Annotated in this window: 14 protein-coding genes, 1 tRNA gene and 2 rRNA genes (1 of these 17 only partly in view); 4 read left to right on the top strand and 13 right to left on the bottom strand. The window is 56.2% G+C overall.

Annotation, left to right across the window (positions count from 1 at the left end; all coding sequences use genetic code 11):
• The 3 genes from AC0J4F_RS04315 to AC0J4F_RS04305 all read left to right on the top strand — a co-directional run.
• Nucleotides 1-2,290, top strand: a 23S ribosomal RNA gene (locus tag AC0J4F_RS04315); it begins 438 nt to the left of the window's first position.
• 354 nt (nt 2,291-2,644) lie between these two features.
• Nucleotides 2,645-2,759: ribosomal RNA gene (gene rrf / locus AC0J4F_RS04310) — 5S ribosomal RNA — on the top strand.
• 118 nt (nt 2,760-2,877) lie between these two features.
• Nucleotides 2,878-2,954, top strand: a tRNA-Met gene (locus AC0J4F_RS04305).
• Nucleotides 2,955-3,201: 247 nt separating this feature from the next.
• On the opposite strand, the gene AC0J4F_RS04300 is transcribed toward AC0J4F_RS04305, so the two are convergent.
• The 13 genes from AC0J4F_RS04300 to AC0J4F_RS04240 all read right to left on the bottom strand — a co-directional run bounded on the left by AC0J4F_RS04300 (nt 3,202) and on the right by AC0J4F_RS04240 (nt 17,183).
• Entirely contained in the window at nt 3,202-5,037 is a 1,836-nt protein-coding gene (locus tag AC0J4F_RS04300; RefSeq protein ID WP_133949544.1) for a V-type ATP synthase subunit A, read from the bottom strand.
• Nucleotides 5,034-5,783 (bottom strand): hypothetical protein, encoded by a 750-nt coding sequence (locus tag AC0J4F_RS04295; RefSeq protein ID WP_473025516.1) that lies wholly within the window; start codon nt 5,781-5,783, stop codon nt 5,034-5,036. Before AC0J4F_RS04295 ends, AC0J4F_RS04300 begins: the two co-directional genes overlap by 4 nt.
• A 4-nt stretch (nt 5,784-5,787) precedes the next feature.
• Nucleotides 5,788-6,489: a hypothetical protein gene (locus tag AC0J4F_RS04290; RefSeq protein WP_473025515.1), complete on the bottom strand. Its 702-nt coding sequence runs from the start codon at nt 6,487-6,489 to the stop codon at nt 5,788-5,790.
• 9 nt (nt 6,490-6,498) lie between these two features.
• Nucleotides 6,499-6,948, bottom strand: coding sequence for an ATP synthase subunit C (locus tag AC0J4F_RS04285; protein WP_008195907.1), 450 nt, complete (start codon nt 6,946-6,948; stop codon nt 6,499-6,501).
• A complete protein-coding gene (locus AC0J4F_RS04280) occupies nt 6,945-8,738 on the bottom strand; it encodes a V-type ATP synthase subunit I (protein WP_473025513.1) in 1,794 nt (597 codons plus the stop codon). Before AC0J4F_RS04280 ends, AC0J4F_RS04285 begins: the two co-directional genes overlap by 4 nt.
• Nucleotides 8,735-9,358 (bottom strand): V-type ATP synthase subunit D, encoded by a 624-nt coding sequence (locus tag AC0J4F_RS04275; RefSeq protein WP_473025512.1) that lies wholly within the window; start codon nt 9,356-9,358, stop codon nt 8,735-8,737. Before AC0J4F_RS04275 ends, AC0J4F_RS04280 begins: the two co-directional genes overlap by 4 nt.
• Nucleotides 9,358-10,740 (bottom strand): V-type ATP synthase subunit B, encoded by a 1,383-nt coding sequence (locus AC0J4F_RS04270; RefSeq protein WP_473025511.1) that lies wholly within the window; start codon nt 10,738-10,740, stop codon nt 9,358-9,360. Before AC0J4F_RS04270 ends, AC0J4F_RS04275 begins: the two co-directional genes overlap by 1 nt.
• 218 nt (nt 10,741-10,958) lie before the next feature.
• A complete protein-coding gene (locus AC0J4F_RS04265) occupies nt 10,959-11,462 on the bottom strand; it encodes a MaoC family dehydratase (protein WP_473025510.1) in 504 nt (167 codons plus the stop codon).
• A 56-nt stretch (nt 11,463-11,518) separates the two neighbouring features.
• Nucleotides 11,519-12,778 carry an MFS transporter gene (locus tag AC0J4F_RS04260; RefSeq protein ID WP_473025508.1) on the bottom strand — a complete coding sequence of 420 codons (1,260 nt, stop codon included), beginning with the start codon at nt 12,776-12,778 and terminating at the stop codon, nt 11,519-11,521.
• Nucleotides 12,779-12,806: 28 nt separating this feature from the next.
• The gene (locus tag AC0J4F_RS04255) at nt 12,807-14,216 is read right to left on the bottom strand and encodes a TRAP transporter large permease (protein WP_209180878.1); all 1,410 of its coding nucleotides are present in this window, start codon (nt 14,214-14,216) and stop codon (nt 12,807-12,809) included.
• Nucleotides 14,213-14,812 carry a TRAP transporter small permease gene (locus AC0J4F_RS04250; protein WP_209002373.1) on the bottom strand — a complete coding sequence of 200 codons (600 nt, stop codon included), beginning with the start codon at nt 14,810-14,812 and terminating at the stop codon, nt 14,213-14,215. The genes AC0J4F_RS04255 and AC0J4F_RS04250 overlap by 4 nt, the downstream gene beginning before the upstream one ends.
• Nucleotides 14,813-14,946: 134 nt before the next feature.
• Nucleotides 14,947-15,984 carry a TRAP transporter substrate-binding protein DctP gene (gene dctP, locus AC0J4F_RS04245; protein ID WP_209002372.1) on the bottom strand — a complete coding sequence of 346 codons (1,038 nt, stop codon included), beginning with the start codon at nt 15,982-15,984 and terminating at the stop codon, nt 14,947-14,949.
• A gap of 428 nt (nt 15,985-16,412) precedes the next feature.
• Complete coding sequence (locus AC0J4F_RS04240) at nt 16,413-17,183, bottom strand: IclR family transcriptional regulator (RefSeq protein ID WP_133949530.1); 771 nt, start codon at nt 17,181-17,183, stop codon at nt 16,413-16,415.
• A 202-nt stretch (nt 17,184-17,385) separates the two neighbouring features.
• Between AC0J4F_RS04240 and AC0J4F_RS04235 the strand changes: the two genes are divergently transcribed.
• Nucleotides 17,386-18,603, top strand: a complete 1,218-nt coding sequence (locus AC0J4F_RS04235; RefSeq protein WP_133949528.1) for a CoA transferase — start codon at nt 17,386-17,388, stop codon at nt 18,601-18,603.
• Nucleotides 18,604-18,606 lie beyond the last annotated feature (3 nt).

Below are 18,606 nucleotides of genomic sequence, written 5' to 3'. Positions count from 1 at the left end.
GAAAGGTGAAAAGCACCCCGACGAGGGGAGTGAAACAGACCCTGAAACCGGATGCCTACAAACAGTTGGAGGGCTTCGTGCCTGACAGCGTACCTTTTGTATAATGGGTCAGCGACTTAATTTAACGAGCAAGCTTAAGCCGATAGGTGTAGGCGCAGCGAAAGCGAGTCTGAATAGGGCGTCAAGTTCGTTGGATTAGACCCGAAACCGAGTGATCTAGCCATGGCCAGGTTGAAGGTGCGGTAACACGCACTGGAGGACCGAACCCACGCCTGTTGAAAAAGTCGGGGATGAGCTGTGGCTAGGGGTGAAAGGCCAATCAAACTCGGAAATAGCTGGTTCTCCGCGAAATCTATTTAGGTAGAGCGTCGGATGAATACTCTCGGGGGTAGAGCACTGGATGGGCTATGGGGGCTTACCGCCTTACTGATCCTAACCAAACTCCGAATACCGAGAAGTACTATCCGGCAGACACACAGTGGGTGCTAACGTCCATTGTGGAGAGGGAAACAACCCTGACCGCCAGTTAAGGTCCCTAAGTTATGGCTAAGTGGGAAAGGATGTAGAGATCCCAAAACAACCAGGATGTTGGCTTAGAAGCAGCCATCATTTAAAGAAAGCGTAACAGCTCACTGGTCTAAATAAGGGTCTCCGCGCCGAAAATGTACCGGGGCTCAAGCCATACACCGAAACTGCGGGTGTGCACTTTAAGTGCATGCGGTAGCGGAGCGTTCTGTAAGTCTGCGAAGGGAGACCCGCGAGGGCTCCTGGAGATATCAGAAGTGCGAATGCTGACATGAGTAACGATAAAGGGAGTGAGAGACTCCCTCGCCGAAAGTCCAAGGGTTCCTGCTCAACGCTAATCGGAGCAGGGTTAGTCGGCCCCTAAGGCGAGGCCGAAAGGCGTAGTCGATGGGAAACAGGTTAATATTCCTGTACTTGGTGGTAGTGACGGATGCCGTGTGTTGTATCTCCTTATTGGATTGGGGGTGCAGCGAAGGTGTTCCAGGAAATAGCTCCACCGTATAAACCGTACCCGAAACCGACACAGGTGGACTGGTAGAGAATACCAAGGCGCTTGAGAGAACTATGCTGAAGGAACTCGGCAAAATGCTCCCGTAAGTTCGCGAGAAGGGAGACCTGTACTTGGGCAACCAGGTATAGGTGGCACAGAAATGGGGGTGGCGACTGTTTATCAAAAACACAGGGCTCTGCGAAGTCGCAAGACGACGTATAGGGTCTGACGCCTGCCCGGTGCTGGAAGGTTAAGAGGAGGTGTGCAAGCACCGAATTGAAGCCCCAGTAAACGGCGGCCGTAACTATAACGGTCCTAAGGTAGCGAAATTCCTTGTCGGGTAAGTTCCGACCTGCACGAATGGCGTAACGACTTCCCCGCTGTCTCCAGCATAGACTCAGTGAAATTGAATTCCCCGTGAAGATGCGGGGTTCCTGCGGTCAGACGGAAAGACCCCGTGCACCTTTACTACAGCTTCACACTGGTATTCGTAATGACATGTGTAGGATAGGTGGTAGACGTTGAAGCATTTGCGCCAGCAGATGTGGAGTCATCCTTGAAATACCACCCTTGTCCTTATGGATATCTAACCGCGGCGCAACAACGTCCGGGACCGTGTGTGGCGGGTAGTTTGACTGGGGCGGTCGCCTCCCAAATGGTAACGGAGGCGCGCGAAGGTGGGCTCAGAGCGGTCGGAAATCGCTCGTTGAGTGCAATGGCATAAGCCTGCCTGACTGCGAGACTGACAAGTCGAGCAGAGTCGAAAGACGGCCATAGTGATCCGGTGGTCCCTCGTGGAAGGGCCATCGCTCAACGGATAAAAGGTACGCCGGGGATAACAGGCTGATGATGCCCAAGAGTCCATATCGACGGCATTGTTTGGCACCTCGATGTCGACTCATCACATCCTGGGGCTGGAGCAGGTCCCAAGGGTTTGGCTGTTCGCCAATTAAAGTGGTACGTGAGTTGGGTTCAGAACGTCGCGAGACAGTTCGGTCCCTATCTGCCGTGGGTGTAGGAGAATTGAGAGGATCTGTCCCTAGTACGAGAGGACCGGGATGGACGTACCTCTGGTGGACCTGTTGTGGCGCCAGCCGCATTGCAGGGTAGCTATGTACGGACGGGATAACCGCTGAAAGCATCTAAGCGGGAAACCCACCTCAAAACCAGTTCTCCCTGAAGAGCCGTGGAAGACCACCACGTCGATAGGAAGCGTGTGGAAGTGCAGCAATGCATGAAGCTTAGCTTTACTAATAGCTCGTTCGGCTTGATCCTCTCATTAGTCAATGTTCATCTTTTAAAAGCGCCAAAAGGCGCTTTGTAAAAGATTAGATGGTTTGCGCTCACGCTTGAGCGCGCCTGTGGCGCTAAGCTCCGCGGGGGCGCGCAAAAGTGCGCGGCGGCCACTTGGCCTTGCGAAGCCTGAAGGCTTCGGTAAGTGCTCTAATCAACTTCAAAATAAGACCAGTTTAGATTCTCAAGGGAAATGACGTCGAACCGAAAGGTTCGCAAGCGCAACGCGCGCCGGCCGGTCAGGCCGCGTTCCCGCAGGCCAGCGCAGTCATGCGCGGTGCGGCCGTGAGGGCTAAACAACAAGACCAGTTTTACATCCAAATTGCCCTTCGCCGGCCTGGTGGCTCTAGCGGGGAGCCCCCACCCGATCCCATCCCGAACTCGGCCGTGAAACTCCCCAGCGCTAATGGTACTGCATCTTAAGGTGTGGGAGAGTAGGTCGCTGCCAGGCCTGCAAAGCGCAATTTGGAAACTTCAGTGCACTATCGGCTAACGCCTGCTTGAGTGCATCTCTTCCAAAAGTGTGCCAACACATCAGCACACCTCTTCAACGATAGCCTCCACCTTAACGCGGGATGGAGCAGCCCGGTAGCTCGTCAGGCTCATAACCTGAAGGTCGCAGGTTCAAATCCTGCTCCCGCAACCAATAAAAACAGCCGCCTTTTGGGCGGCTTTTTTGTTGGAAGGGGTCGCTGATTTTGACCTGACGGGGTCCCCGGAAGGAGGACAACGTCCGACGCAACGGGGCAGAAAACACTCAAATCCTGCTCCCGCAATCAAATCCCCAAAAAAATCAAAACCTCGCTCTTTGGCGGGGATATGCGCGTCTTGAAACAGCTGCGCGGACATTACCGCTAGTAAGCTTCAACTAACATAAAAACCAACGCGAGATATCAATCCGTTAGACGCTGCGGAGCCGCGTGCACGCCCGTCTCAATCCGTTTGAGCAGCTGCAGCCGTTCCTGGCTTCCGTCTGCCGCGTAATTCAGGTTTTTAAACAGAGATGTTTGTTCGGTGAAAAACTTGCGAGCTGGATCTTTGTCCTCGAATTCAAATGGTGTCCGGGCAATCTTGTAGACAAGATCAAAGGTTTCCTGCTGGCGGGCCAAGGGCGCGGAGACATCCACGTCGTCAAACGCATCCTGCTGCAGATAGACCATGTCCAGAAAGAGGGCCTTTTGTTGCAGAACAAAATCTTCGGTCGACACGCCCTCCTCACCGGTCACTTGCATCATGCGCGTGATTTCATCTCCCTTGGCGAGGAGATCGATCATTTCTTCAACGCGCGGCACCCAATCCGGCCCGATGTTTTCATGATACCAGTCTCGCAATTGGGTGTGATAGCGGGACCAGGACAACAGGGGATCCACGGCGGGGTAAAACCGCTTGTAGGCGCGCTCTGACGAGAGACCAAGGAAGGTTTTGACAGTACCAAGCGTTGATTGTGTCACCGGCTCTTCAAAGTTTCCGCCGGCCGGCGAGACCGTGCCGATCATGGTTAGACTGCCCGTGTCTCCAGTCGCGGTTTTTAGGACCCCCGCGCGCTCATAGATTCCCTTGATCGCGGAATCGAGATACGCCGGGAAAGCTTCTTCACCGGGAATTTCCTCCAATCGACCCGATGTTTCACGCATGGCCTGAGCCCAGCGCGATGTACTGTCTGCGATCAGAAGAACGTCATAGCCCATTTGGCGGTAGTATTCGCCGAGCGTGATGCCGGTGTAGATCGAGGCTTCTCGTGCCGCGACGGGCATGGACGACGTGTTACAGATAATGACTGTGCGATCCATCAAGGTGCCATCACCAGACGGGTCCGGCTGATCGGGAAATTCGGTGATGGTTTCCACCACCTCGCCGGCGCGTTCGCCGCAAGCCACCACGATCACGATATTGACTGCAGAGAACCTCGAAATCAGGGACTGCAAAACCGTTTTGCCGGCTCCAAAGGGTCCTGGAATACAGCCCATGCCGCCGCGGGCAATCGGGAAGAACGTGTCGATCAGACGCAAGGTGGTAATCAAAGGCTCGCTTGGATAGAGGCGCTCGCTTTGACCCGCTTTTACCAAAGCATCCGGGATTGCGCGGCGTACCGGCCAGTGCTGCACCATGGTCAAATCGCGGGTATTGCCGCGATCATCTTTCAAGGTGACGACAACCTCTTCTATGGTGAAGGTTCCTTCCCGGATCCGCTCAACAGTCCAGGTCCCCTTAAGACCAAACGGCACCATGATTCGGTGATTAAAGCGTCCTTCTGGAACCAAGCCGAGCGTGTCGCCCGCATTGACCGGAGCGCCCGAAGTGACTTTGGGTTCAAACGACCATTTGCGGGTGTGGTCAAGCGCATTAGTCAAGACCCCGCGCGGCAGGAAAAATCCGTGCTCCGCTGCTATATCCGCCAAGGGGTTCTGCAGACCGTCAAAGACCGTGCTCAAGAGGCCAGGTCCCAGAGCAACGGACAACATCTCGCCGCTTTGAATCACCTTGTCCCCAACGCGGACACCGGCCGTGTTTTCAAAAACCTGCGCTTCGGCTGATTTGCCGCGAACCCGCAACACTTCGGCTTTCAGGTATTCGCGGGGCTTTCCTTCCCGTTCTGGACCGTGCGGGATGATATAGACAACCTCGTTCTTGATCAGAGGGGCCTCCCCGAGAGGCGCCAATGTCACAAGGTCGTCCTGGACGGCGATGATTTCAGCTGTCGGCTCCGGAAGCTGAACATGACTGGTCATGGGAGAACTCCCTCAAGAGATGGAGACGTATCAGTAAAAAGTTCGGCAGAAACGGATTGAACCACGGCTGCCGTGTCAGATGGGGTCAGTGCTTCAGCGACGAGGGCTTTCAGGCGATCGCGGGCTTGATCAGCGTTATAGCGCGACCAGCGCTCCACAATGATCCAACGCAACACGTAAATCCCAACAGCTTCAAAATCAAATTCATGGGCAATCGAATATTGGTCCAGCTGGCGGAACACCTCGGTTAGCACCAATCGCTCCATGCCAATGTGATCTTCTGCCCGGATCAATCGATGCGCGTCTGCGACCCAAGGCATGAAATGCCCCAGACCAAAGGCCGGATCGGCCCAATTGGCCTTAATCATCGAACACCAGCGGCCGTATCCCCAGGCTTCTATTGCGCCTGCAGCATCTTGCCCGTTCCGCCGCCGCCGAAGTGCTGCAATCAGGGTCCGCGTTTCCATGCGACCGGTTACCAGGTGCTGGAGATCCGGGCATTCAGCCAGATCACGGATCACTTCGCGCGCCCGCTGGATGACCTCAAAGTCATCTTCCATGTGTGCAACGCCGGCCCAGGCCGTCACTTCAACCATTTCTTTCAGCAGGCGGGCATGCCCAGGTTCCAGCATCGCCATGCGCTGGCGCAGCCGGTACTGGGAAATCGGCACCTCCTTGCGGCTGAACAACTTGCCAAGATGCGGCAAGCTGGTGATCAGCGCGATGTACTGGTGAGGGTTGGACATGGATTTAACGCAACACCCCTTCCATGACGGCTCTGAGCCTGGGCTGAAGGTGGCGCTTTAGGAGCGTTGCGATCGCCTCTTCGGTCAGATCAATGGAAACGTCCCGCCCAGTCAGCTTGATCTTGATACCGTCAAACCCAGGAGCCGTGGAGAAGGTTACGCCTTCCCGCAAGACATCCCCGGCGAGTGCAATGACGAAATGTGTCAATGTTCCTGGTTCGACCGCTTCCGGAGACTGTTTCAGCTCCTCAAAGGTCACGATCTTTTCCGGAAGCACGATCTCCATTGGCTCAGCATCACTCACGGAGGCGCTCTCTTTGGCATTGGCCGCCATCGCAAGGATCAACTTCTGCAAAAAGGCCTCATCGGCGAGCGTTGTGGCCACCAGTCGCTTGGCTTCCTGCTGGATGCGTTCGCCGAGTTCGTTGCGCATATCAAGCACAAGGTCTCGGGCGGCTACTTTCAGACCATCTTCGGTGGCAGCTTTCTCCTGTGCAGCTTCTGCCCGGGCGGCTGCCTTAAGCGCAACTGCCTTTTTTTCAGCTTCTGCGACCAGGGCCTCTGCCTTTGCTTTGGCGTCTGCCAATATGGCTTCGGCTTCAGACTGACCAGCTTCAACGCCTTCGGCTTTCAGTCGGTCGATCAGCGCTTGAACACCAGCACCTGCGGCAGTTTCCAGCTCTCCGGCGGTTTTGGTTTCTGACATGGTCGCCTCCTAGCTCGGCATTGTTCCGGCGAGCACCAGTGCAAACACCAGAGCAAAGACCGAAAAGCCTTCCAGAACCGCAGCTGGTGCGAGCGATATACCGAAAATCTCGGGTTTTGCCTTGGACGCGTGAATGGCCGATGCCAGAACCTCGCCTTGCCGAATGCCGGTGAACAACATGGTGAAGCCCGACAGAACACCGATGCCAAACATGGCAGCGCCATTTGCGGCATCGACGGTTGTTTGCTGGAGCGAGAACATGATGACGATGCCGTAGATCACCTGAGAGGACGGCATGAGAGAAACACCGATGAACCGGCCGTAACCGCCATCGCTGTCGAGCATTGCGCCGATCGCTGCGCTGCCTCCCAGAGCACAGCCCCAGGCACTGCCGATCGCGCCGAGAGCCACCGGCGCATAAAGCCCGAACCAACCGAGCGCCACAACGAATTCGTTCACAGGCGTGTCTCCTCTTTCTTGAATGGACGGAAGGCCGTGCCCTCGTCTTTCAAACCCCAATTAAAAAATTCAATCACGTTCAGGCGCAGGCCATGTACGCACCCTGCAATCAACCCGAGGCCGATGTTGATGGAGTGGCCGATTATCAGAACGAGGATTGCAATCAGCAATCCAACGCCTGGGACCGCGTCATTCAACTGGCCGGAAAGCGTATTGATGGTTTCTGCGAGCGATGCAGCAGCCAGGCCCAACGCAAAAAGCCGCATGTAGCTGAGCACATCGGAAAAGATATTCACGACCCGGGCAAGGGAGGCCAACCCGTCGAAAACACGCATCCCGCCGGACGACAGCGAATTGACCTTCCGATCACTTCCGAAGAAACCGACGGTCAATAACCCAGCAACAACGGCGCCAGGGCCAAGTGTGGCAAAGACCGTGCCTTGTCCCAGGAATGTCGCGAGTCCGCCCAGGGCGACAAGGCACCAGCCAAGCGGCTGAAACCGTCCGCTTGGGGTTGTTTCATTAAAGCTGCGCATGAGGTTGGCTAGGACAATGTGCACCACACCGATGGTCAGCGTGATCTTCATCATCGTATCAACGTCTTTCAAATGCAGGACCTTGAGTTTCGCCAGGAAACTGCCGTCCGGCGGCGCAATACCAAAGTAACTGCCCGTTGCGACACCGAACGCAGCTGTCGAGACCATCAGCCACATGGCCATGCGTAAGAGCCGCCGGCTTTGTTCAGAATTGCTGAAGCGGTTTCGGAAGAGGTACAGCAGCGCCAGGATCAATAGGCCATATCCAGCATCTGTCATGATCATTCCGAAGAAGATGACAAACGATATGTAGACGATGACAGACGGATCCCAGTCTCGATATCCCGGTGTCTGGTAGAATTCAACGAGATCCTCGCCCGCGGCTAACCCCGGCCGGTTTTCAAGCAAGGTCGGTGGCTGATCTTCTGCGGTTACGTCGTCAAAGACAGCTGCAACACCAGTTTCTCCAGCAAGGGCCTCGATTTCTTCAACTTGGTCCTGTCGCGCCCAGGCCTGGAGCACAAAAACCCGTCCGGCATCTCCGGTTTCCAGACCTGCACGATGACGGGCGGCTTGATCTCTCGCTGCTGCAAGGTTTGATGCCAGCAAAAACCGCCACTTTGTTAGCGCCTGCCGCTGCAACTGCAACTCTTCCAGTTCAATCGCAGCTTCTTCGTAGTGTTTTTTGAGCGTTGAGAGAGAGACCGCGCCGACATGAACCCGAGGGACGGGCATGTCGCCAACCTCCGGTTCGTCCGGTGACAACACCACCACATAGGCCCTGTAAGTATCGGCGTGCACGACCTCCAGGACCTTGTTTGACGGATCAATTTCTCTGAGCTTTCCTGTGGGGACAACGTAGAACCAGAGGCGGTGGCCTTTCAGGCTCTCCAGGTCAGTGAAATTAAACTCTCCCCAGGGCTCGACATCATGAATGCGTTTCTTAAGCCGCGCCAAACGATCTTCGCAGTCTTTGATCAATTGCCGGTTTTCGACTGATCGGCTGACAGTTTCATTGAGGTCAAAGCTGCTCGGGTCTGTGACCTGCAGCCGCTGGACCGGCGCATCCATCAGCCAGCGAAGAGCCTCTACGGCTTCCCGGCCTGTCCCGGCCGGCACCGCTTCAAGTTCCTTTTGCGCATCACTCAGGGGAATGAGATGCAGCGCTCCAAAAGCCTGTGTGGCTTCCAGAACGTTTTCCTTGTCTTCCAGAACGCCGATGAGGCTGACTTTTGTGAGGGGCACAATGCTCATAGCTCAGCCATCCCCTTTACTGCGCTTCGCGCCGCTGTCTTGCGTTTGGAGATTTTAGCGCGGACCACGGCATCGCGTTCGGCATCGGCCAAAGCCATACGGATCTTTTTGATGTTCTTCTGGGCTTGCGGGATGAGAACCTTCTCGAAGAGGTTGACCCGCCGGGAAATCACCGCTTCGGCTTCAAGCAGCTTTTCGATCCGCTCCCGTGCAACCTCGCGTTCCAGATTGAGCTTCAAAAGTTCTTTCAGCCCGTTGACCGCAGGATCCACCCAGTGAGGCCGGGCGAGAAGAGAATAGGATTTGACGTCGACTTCGATGTTTTCAAGCGTTGGCAGTCTGGTGCCGGACAGGTTCTGTTCGCCACGTTCGACTGATTTCAGGGTCACGATCCCTTCGACAGGAACCTGCTCGTTCGCGAGCATCGGCAGTGATTTTGCGATTTCGTCAAAGCGGCGCTCATATTCCGCATCAAGCCTGAGCGCAGTTTCTTTGGCTTTCGCTCGCTCGGCCATGATCTGCAGACGCTTCAGCTCCAAAGACGGAAGGAAGCGTTTGTATTCAGAAAGATGTGCGCTTTCCCGGGCAAGGGATGACTTGTTGAGCGCCAGCTTGGCCATCAGGCAGCCTCCCCGTCGGCACCATCTTTAGCCGCGTCCTTTGAAGCAGTTTTCTCGCCGGGGAAATATTTGTCGATCAGCCCCTGTTTCATCAAAAGCTGTTCGGGCAAGAAACACTCGGCGAGCGTTTGCCAGCACAGGTCCAGTGCCTCCTCAAGGGGAATGGCCACCTCGATATCCATGAATCGTTTGCGGAAGAGCGCACCGAATTTCAGAAGCTGGTGGTCATAATCGGACAGCTCAAAGGCCATCGATTGCTTCTGTTCTGCGTCCCGAGCCCCCGAATAGAACCGGATCATGGTGTTCATGATCTGGTTGTGATCTTCGCGCGTCACCTTGCCGATAACGTGCTGCTTCAAGCGCGAGAGAGATCCGAACGGATCAAGCATCCCGCTGTGCAGATAGAACTGCCCTTCTGTGATGTAGCCTGTGTTGTCCGGCACCGGATGTGTGACGTCATTGCCCGGCATGGTGGTTACGGTCAGGATTGTGACGGACCCAGAGCCCTTGAAATCACACGCCTTTTCATAGCGCCGCGCAAGTTGGGAATAGAGGTCGCCCGGATAGCCGCGGTTGGCTGGCACCCGTTCCATGGCGATCGAGACTTCTTTCATGGCATCGGCGAATGCGGTCATATCGGTCATCAGGACCAAAACGCGTTTGCCTTCTTCAACCGCGAATTTCTCGGCGACGGCCAGAGCCATGTCCGGAACCTGGAGGCGCTCGACAACCGGGTCAGACGCCTGGTTGATGAACATCACCGTGCGCGGGAACACACCCGCATCTTCAAACTGTTTCCGGAAAAAAGCGTAGTCATCGAAAATCAATCCGAGCCCACCAAAGACGACGATATCCGCATCCGCCTGAATGCCGATGCGCGCCAGGAACGCATTGTAGGGTTCGCCTGAAACGGAGAAGATCGGGATCTTCTGGCTTTCGACGAGACAGTTGAAAATGTCGATCATCGGCACATCCGTACGGATCATGCGCGAGGCGAGTACCCGTTTCATCGGGTTCGCTGAGGGACCGCCGATCGGAACGGTTGGATCGGTCGAAAGGTCCGGACCCTGATCAATCGGGGTGCCGGCACCATCAAACACACGGCCAAGGATGTTGTCCGAGTACGTAACTTTCGCCGGTTCTCCGAGAAACCGGACGGACGCATTGTTGGCCAAACCCTTGGTGCCGGAGTTGACCTGCAACGATACCATGTCCTGGTCGATATTGATCACTTGGGCGAGGGAAGACGTGCCCTCGCCGGTTTCCACAATAGCCAAATCCCCGAGACAGGGCCGGCCTTCGGCCTCACTCTTCGTCGAGGACACCATGATCCGGATGATGTCTCCGACGATGTCAACGATCCGGGTGTGTGAGACAAGCATGCGGATCCTCGCGTCTGATGACCAATGACAAACCGTGGTTGTTGAAACAAACTTGAACCACTTCAAGGACTTTTCGCAAGGCAAAATTCGACGATGATATGTGTCGAACCCCTTGAGCGATTATCCTGGATCCGGTGAATCTCAACCGGAGATCAGTTAAATTCAGTATCAATTACGCGGATATGACATTGATCAAGAACACGCCATTTCAAAGCTGATCAGCCGGATACGGAGGATCGCTTCCGCAGAAGATATCGATGCTCGCCGGTCAGAACGGTGACGCCATCCTGGTTACGGATCGTTGCGGTCATGACAACAACACCGGTGGTGTTTTGTTCAATCAGTTCGGAAATCACAAGTTCTGAATAGAGGGTATCGCCGACATAGACCGGTTTCATGAACTTGCACTCCAGTCCGATGAAACCGATCAACGCGTCGGCGACCTCTTCGGGGAATGTGCCGGCACCGGCGGCTGACTGGATGAGGACCTGCATGCCGTGCGCCAGCATGTCCTGGTGGCCGATTGACTGGCAGTAGACCCGGTCATAGTGGATCGGATCATTGTCTCCGGACGCCAACTGGAAGGCTGCAAACAGGGCATCGGTTTGTGTGCGGGACGGCAACCCATAGCGGCGGCCGACCTTCAAGTCTTCAAAAAAGAGCGAAGGTCCCGGCCGGTGATCGGCGGGCGTCCAATCGGGTCCGGTCGCTTGGTCTGCCATTGAGGATCCTTTCGATTGAGAGTTAGAACTTCGGGAAATAGCCTGTTGTTGGTCTTTCAGGGGATATCCGAAACCGGATTTGGATCGGGCCAGCGGCCTGCTGAGAGCGGCTTGATCAACCAGAAAAGCGTAATGCCGATGAGCGAAGTGGTGATGGACAAGGCGAAGCCTGCACCGTAGTCGCCGGTCCAGTCAAAGAGCGCGGACGATAGCCAACCGCCAACGGCGCCGCCAAAACCGAGACCGATGGTTGTTGCACCATAAATTGCGGCGACGTTGTTGGGATAGAGCCTTGCCACAAGGGCGGACACGGCAGGACCGCGCGAGCCCATGGCGGCACCGAAAACAACAACAAATCCCATCAGAAGAAGAAGGTTTGGGGTTTCCTGCAACTGCCACAACAAAGCTACGCCGACAGCTGACAGAAGATAGCCGACGGTCACGGAATTGCGCTGGCCAAATCGGTCACTTGCCCATCCTAAACAAACAAGACCGACGACAGACATCGCGCCGACAGCCCCATAGCCGAAGGCGGCCATAACAGGTGTGATCCCTGCCGAAATAAGAAAGGCGATAGCCTGCAGCATCACCGACCACACGGTCACCGAGGCCAAAAACAACGTCGCAAACAATCCCCAAAACGCGGGATGCCGCAAAACACCCGCGCCCGGACTGAGGCTGCGGTTTGTCTGGCGAGGCGGTATATGGTCAGCGCCGCCGCCCATTGTTTGCCATGGCAAGAACCAGATCACGGCGACCATTGCAAGGCTGGCCCACCCCAGGACTCCGTAGGCCGTTCGCCAGTCTGTCGCCTCAATCAGGATCTGGGTCAGGGGAACGATGACCACCATTCCCAGAGGGATCCCGGTGTAGGCAAGTGCGTTTGCCAATGTAATCCGGTGGGCAAACCAGCGGCTCACCAAACCGGATGCGACCGTCATGCCAGTTGCTGATATGCCGATACCGGTCATGATGCCGAGGCCGAGAATGGCCTGCCAGAGTTGCTCCATCGTGCTTGCCAGCAAAAAGCCCAAACCAAACAGGCAAACCCCGGATGTGTAGACCGGACGCGGACCAAACCGGTCAAACAACATCCCGATGACGGGTGCGGAAAACCCGATGGTGGCCATATAGGCGAAGTAGATGGTTCCGTATGTGCTCCGGCTCCAGCCAAGGTCGGCGGTGACCGGCAAAAGGAATACGGCAAACGTCTCGCTGACGCCGCGGGAAAAGAAATTCATTGCGGCACAAAAGACCAGAACCGCGATCGCGGATCGTGTCATTTCGTGCGTGGCCGGGTCTGGCCGTTTCAACATGCTTGAGGCTCCAATCGGTCCACGCGGCCTAGTTCATCATGCTCGGCAACCAGGTGATGATTTGGGGAAAGAAGATGAGACCCGCGATTGTCAGGACGTCCGCGATGAAAAACAGGAAAATGCCGCGAAAGACGTCAGAGAGCGGGATGTCCGGGCGCACGCCATTGACGACAAAACAATTGATACCGATGGGGGGCGTGATAAGGCAGACCTCGGCCATTTTCACCACAATGATCCCGAACCAAATGCTGGCCTGCGTCCCACTCATGCCGAAGGCGCTATCGGCTGCGGTGACATCCGGCCCGCCATTCAGAGCCATAACGGCGGGATAAACGACCGGCAAAGTCAAAAGCAGAAGCCCGATGGCATCCATGAACATGCCGAGGATCACATATCCCAACAAAATGGCGGCAAGGATCAGATAAGGATCGGCATCAAAGGACAGGATCCAGTTGGCAAACGTTTCCGGCAGGCCGGAAAACCCCAAAAATCGGCCAAAAATCAGCACGCCCCAAATCAATGAGAAGATCATCACCACCAGCTTGGACGTTTCCATCAGGGCGGCCTTGAGGCTTGGCCAGCGCATCCCGTTGATCCAGGCCATGACCAGAACCACGAATGCCCCAAGCGCTCCGGCTTCGGTAGGGGCAGCCCAGCCGGTGTAGATCGCGCTGACGATAATCCCGACCACGGCTGCGATCGGTAAAACGCCCGGCAAGGATTGAAACCGTTCCCGCCAGCTTACGCCGCGCACGGACGGCCCGGCCTCGGGGCGGAATTTGGCCCAGAGCACAATAATCGCGGCATAAATCGCTGCGGAAAACAGGCCAGGCAAGAAGCCCGCGAGCAGCAGCGCTCCGACCGATTCTTCAACGATGATCGCATAGATGACCAAGATCGCTGATGGCGGGATCAGGGAGGCGAGCGTTCCCCCGGCTGCGACAACGCCGGCGGCGAGCGGACGGTCATAACCGGCCTTGAGCATTTCCGGGATCGCGACGCGGGCAAACACCGCTGTCGTTGCGGTTGAAGCGCCGGAAACGGCGGCAAAGCCTGCCGTTGCAAAGACGGTTGCGACGGCGAGACCACCCGGCAGCCAGCCAATCCAGGCCCGCGCGGCGGCAAAGAGTTGCGCGGTCATGCCGGCATGAAACGCGAGATAGCCAATCAGGATGAAGACCGGAATGAGCCCGAGAACAAAACTGACGGACTTCGAGTGCGGGATGGAGCCGATACTGCCCGCCGCCGCATGCCATCCGATGAGTTCGACAAGGCCGATCAATCCGACCAGCCCGGCTGCGAAGACGACCCGGACACCGATCAGAACAAAAACCAGCAAGAGCCCCATGCAGATGACGCCAACGAGCGCAGGATTACTGTAGCCGATACCGAAGAAAACACCGGGTGCACCGCTTGTGAGGGTTTCAAGGAAACTCATTTTCCGCCCCCAGCACTGGAGGCTTCATCCTGGGCGTGATCGGCAGCGGTCTTGATCACCGGCACCGCGACCGGATCCGCCTTGGGCCAGATGAACAGGCGCAAAAAGCCGATAAACTGCAGGGTCAACCGCAGGAACCAGATGGAAAAGGCGAATGGCACCAGGAGTTTCGACGGCCACGTTGGAATCCCGTAGTCGTATGTGACGTCGCCAACCTCGAAGGAGCTGTAAAAGAAGCTCCAGCTGTAGCGGATGAGAACAGCAATGAGGATCATGCCGAGCAAGGTGGCAACCGTTTCCAGAAACCAGCGCATGCGCCCATGTGCAGCGCCCACCAGCATGTCCATCCGGATATGCGCGCCATACCGCTGTGCATAAGCCACACCGAGGAACGCAAATACGGCGATTGCCTGCTCGGATGCTTCCAGAAAACCCGGGATCGGATACCCCGCCAGCCGGCAGAAGATCTGGAATGTCGTCACCAGCATCACGATGAAGATCGTCAAAGCCGCGATGATATTGAGCGTGTCTTCAACCGCACCCAATCCGCGGTTCATCGACAATAAAAGGGCGCCGCTGCCATGTGTTCCTGTCATGGGAAATCAGGTTCCGAAGCTGGTCAGATTGCGGGAAGGGGACTGCTCTCGCGTGCTGGATAAATGGCCCAGCCCGCAGGAATGAACGACCGTGAAGGAAGGCACCGGCTTGGACCGGTGCCTTTCAAGGTGTGTTAGCTGCCGCTGCCGGCATTCAGAACCGTGTCCAGGACGCCTTGTGCATCAAAGCTTTCCTGATTGTCCGAAACCCATTGGCGCCAGATCGGCTCGCCAGCAACATTCTGGAACTCTTGTCGGGTTGCCGGGTCGTAGGTGACTTCGGTCAGAGCTTCCTGAAAAATCGGAAGATATTTCTCGTCGGCTTTTCCGTAGACCTCGCGATAGACTTCATCGACTTCGGGTTTCAGTGACGCGAGCAGATCCTTGTATTGATCTGGAAGGCTTTCATAGGACGTCTTGTTCAAAACGATCGGGCAGTCAGCTGTGCCGGGCTTCAGATTTCCCGTGAACCAGCTCGCCACTTCCTGCAGTTTGTAGGCACCATGCGCATACGTGAAAGGGAAGGACACTGCGTCGGCAATGCCGCGCTGAAGCGCGGTGTAGACTTCCGTCGCTGGCATGGACTGCCGCACTGCGCCGAGTTTTTCCATGGCCAGGCCAACACCGCCGCCGGCGCGCACCCGCAGGCCGTTCCAATCCTCGAGGGTTTTCGGCGGCTCACCGGTTCCCATGAATTCATACTGGGGCAAGTGCGTCGACGCATAGCTGATGGCGTTCCATTTCTCCAGATCGGACACTGCAACGGGATGCTGATAAAGCGCATCGCGCACAGCGATCGACGTGTCGAAATCTTTGACCGGCAGGAAAGGCAGGCTCATGACCATCAAGGCAGGTGTTTTTGCCGGATGGTAGAAATTGCAGACGATCGCAGCTTCAAAAGCATTGACCCTCAGGCCGTCGAGGTTCTCTTTCGCCTTGGACAGCTGATCGCCGTAAAAGATCTTGAGCTGGAACTTTCCGCCAGTTTCTTCGGCAAGCCGCGCGGTAAGGTGTTCCGGGCCGGCTGTTAAAGCCCGCGATTTGCCCCAAACCGAGAACTTCCAGAAGACTGGTGGACCGTCGACATTTGCGGCCATGACCGGTTGCGGCAGAAGCGCTGCAAATAAACCGGCAGCAACAGCGCCCCAGACCGCGTTTTTGATGCGTTTCATCTTTTTCCTCCCAATTGAGATCCGCCAAATGGCGGTTTTCGGGCTCAGGGCCCTTTCTCTCCCCTGCTGACCAGTTCCTGAAGGTGTCGGTTGAGCGAGGGTGGTAATTTTTTGTTCTTATTTGTGGACTAAATGACCATATATCGAGACATATGTCCAGACGGCAATTTTGACTTTCAGCCCGCCTGGTCACCGGCAAGGAATATTTTCCGCAGGATTGGGAAATCGTCTTGGGCAAATAAAGAAATGAAAATAAAAAGTTATAGGATTGATAGGACCGTAGTCTCGTCCGAGAGACCGGATGCGCGATAGCGCCGACCGCCGACGCCTATCGATTGTCGAGTGCGGTGGCAGCAGCAGGCGTGGCACGACTACGGCAAGCGAACAGTTCTTCGAACGAGGTCGCTACTCGAGGTTAATCGCCTGGATTAATGGCTAACCGCAATCGGGTCTGACGTGATCTCGTTGCTTGAAAAGCCGAACTCTGCTGTCAGCCTTTGCAAGGTCGCGGCAACATCAGCGCACTTGTCTTCAAGCCGGTACTGCGGGCCGGCAACAACAACCGCAAATCTGCGGTCATCGACCATCACTGGAATGGCAATGGCTGCAAGGTCCGCGCTGTATTCGCGAATGCTCTGATACCAACCGCGGTCCCTGGATTTTGCAAGTGCCGCTTCAACGTCTTCAGCTGTCATCAGGGCGTTTGCGCCATACCGGTCAAAGGAGACCTTGCTCAAAAGGGCCGCGCGCTCGGCTTCTGAATAGAGAGATAAAAGAGCGCGCCCGGAAGCCCCGGCATGGATCGGGATCCGCATGCCCACATGCGCTGCGTAGCGGATGGGTGACGGGGATTCGATGACATCGAGATAAACGGAAAACCGTCCTGCAGGCGCAGCCAGGATGGCCGTTTCGCCGGTTTCATCAGCAAGTTTCCGTAAGAGTTCTGCCAGCCGTTCATTCAGCGGATCCGCCGACATGATGCTTTCGGCAACGCTGGCAAGCCGGGGCGTTGGATAGTAGCCGCCGCGCCGCGCAGGCTCATACATGTAGCCGCGTTCCACCAATGTGTTCAAAATATTGTAGGCGCTCGATCGCGGCCATCCGAAATGCTGCTGAAGTTCCGCCAGACTTGCCGGTTTTTTGGTGCGGGCGAAATACTCGATCAGATCGAGTGCATTCTGGATCTGTTTAACAGCCATGGGGCACGGTCTTTTGTTGCAAGGCGTTGATTCCGCAGCGTGTCGGCGCAACCGGGCAGCCTGTCGAAGTCTTCATTTCTGGTCTCGGTCTTCTATCGCGCTTTCCCACAAAACGCGAGCAATCATCGATGATTGGCTTGACAATGTTTAAATATATGGACTTATTATTCATATATGTAGACATAAGCCAAGGTTTTTTCGCATGGGCCCTTTGGAAGGCATACGTGTCATAGACATGTCGGCGGTGCTCGCCGGACCGGTTGCGACGCAGACGCTGGGCGACTACGGCGCCGACGTCATCAAGATCGAATCCCCGTCCGGTGACATGTTGCGCCAGGTAGGACCAATGCGGTCGGCCGCCATGGGTCCGCTTTACATGAATGCCAATTACAACAAGCGCTCCGTTTGCCTTGACCTGAAAACGGAAGACGGCAGAGAGGTCTTGCTGGGCCTGATCCGGACCGCCGATATCTTCGTCACCAACAGCCGTCCGAAAGCGATGATGCGCTTGGGCCTCTCCTACGACACCATTCAGGCGGTCAAACCGGACATAATCTACACTGCACTTCTCGGATTTGATGAAGGTGGCAGGTATTCAGGACGGCCTGCCTATGACGATCTCATCCAGGGTGCCGCCGGGCTGCCGTTCCTTCAGGCCAAGGCGAGCGGCGGGGTGCCGCGCTATTTCCCGAATGCAATTGCGGACCGGGCATTTGGTTTGGCCGCTGCCAACGCGATTCTTGCGGCGCTCGTTCACAAGGGTCGGACCGGTGAGGGGCAGCAGATCAGCATTCCGATGTTTGAGACTGTCGCAAGTTTCGTTCTCGGGGATCATCTGGGCGGCCTATCTTTTGAACTGCCGCTTGATTCAGGCGGATACCATCGTCTCACGTCGAAAGCCCGCAGGCCGTTGCGCACAAAGGACGGCTACATTTGCCTGCTCCTATATTCGGATGCGCAGTGGGGCCGGTTTCTGGAGGCTACCGGAAAGCCAGCCGTTCTGTCGGCTGACAACAGGTTCTCCTCTTTCACCGGGCGGCAAGAGCATTTTGACGATCTTTGCAAAGCTGTCAGTGAAGTCACCAAGACGAAAACCAGCAGCGAATGGCTCGCTCTGCTTGAGACCGCGGACATCCCGGTTATGCCGATGCACTCCATTGAGAGCCTGCTGGACGACCCGCATCTCAACGATGTCGGTTTTTTCGAGACGTACGATCACCCAAGCGAAGGCCGGATGCGGCGCACGAAAGTGCCGACCAGATGGTCCCGGACACCGTCAAGCAAACACAGGCCACCGCCAAACCTTGGCGAGCATACCGTTGAAGTTCTGAAGGAAACCGGGCTCAGCGAAGACACGATCTACGAATTGCTGCAGTCGGGGATTGTCTCCGCCCCGGCGTCTGAACCGGTTCCAGCTTGAGGC

Source organism: Roseibium sp. R5 (assembly GCF_055755305.1).
This window is presented reverse-complemented; position numbering and strand designations above follow the sequence as displayed.